Below are 1,004 nucleotides of genomic sequence, written 5' to 3'. Positions count from 1 at the left end.
GGTCGTTCGCCACGAGCCGGTCGACCGCCTCGCGGAGGCGCTCCTCGCTCGCGGCGTAGGAGATCCGGGCGTGGCCGGGGGCGTTGAACGCGCTGCCGGGGACGCAGGCGACCGCGGCCTCCTCGATGGCGGCCTCGCACCACGCCTGGTCGTCTTCGTCCACGGGGATCATCATGTAGAACGCGCCGTCGCCGACGTCGACGTCGACGCCGTGCTCGTCGAACAGGTCGACGAGGAGGTCGCGGCGGTCGGCGAAGGCGTCGCGCATCTCCTCGACCGCGGCCTCGGTGTTTTCGAGCGCCTCGATCCCCGCGCGCTGGACGAAGTTCGTCGCGCAGGAGACGGAGTGAGAGTGGAGCTTCCCCGCCTCGCCGACGAACTCCTCGGTCGCGTGGAGGTATCCGAGGCGCCAGCCGGTCATCGAGTACGCCTTCGAGAAGCCGTTGATCGTCACCGTGCGGTCGGCCATGCCGTCGAGGCTCGCGAGCGAGGTCGGCTCGACGCCGTACGTGATGCGCTCGTAGATCTCGTCGGAGATGACCGCCACGTCGTGCTCGACGGCGAGGTCGCGGACGCCCTCCAGCGCGGCCTCGGAGAACACCGCGCCGGTCGGGTTCGACGGGGAGTTGACGACGAGCAGCTCGGTGTCGTCGGAGACGGTCGCCGCGAGCTCGTCGAGCGCGGGCTCCAGCTGGAAGCCGTGCGGCGCGAGGTCGACGCGCGAGAGGTCGCCGCCCGCGAGCTTCGCCATCGCCTCGTAGGAGACCCACGCCGGGTCGAGGAGGACGACCTCGTCGCCCTCGTCGATCAGCGTCTGGAACGTCTCGTACAGGGCCTGCTTGCCGCCGGGGGTGACGATCACCTCCCCGGCGTCGGCGTCGACGCCGTTGCCGCGGAGCTTCTCCGCGATGGCCTCCTTGAGTTCGGGGACGCCGTTCGGGGCGGTGTAGCCGGTGTGGCCGGCGTCGAGGGCGTCCTCGCCCGCCTGGACCACGTTCGCCGGG

Annotated in this window: 1 protein-coding gene; it reads right to left on the bottom strand. The window is 71.4% G+C overall.

The genetic code is table 11. The features are described from left to right. A partial coding sequence (locus tag B9G38_RS17690; RefSeq protein WP_143415669.1) for a pyridoxal phosphate-dependent aminotransferase occupies positions 1-1,004 on the bottom strand: 1,004 nt, incomplete at both ends.

This window comes from Halorubrum sp. SD612 (assembly GCF_002135005.1).
Note: the sequence above shows the minus strand (reverse complement) of the source record. Positions and strands in the feature narration are given on the sequence as shown.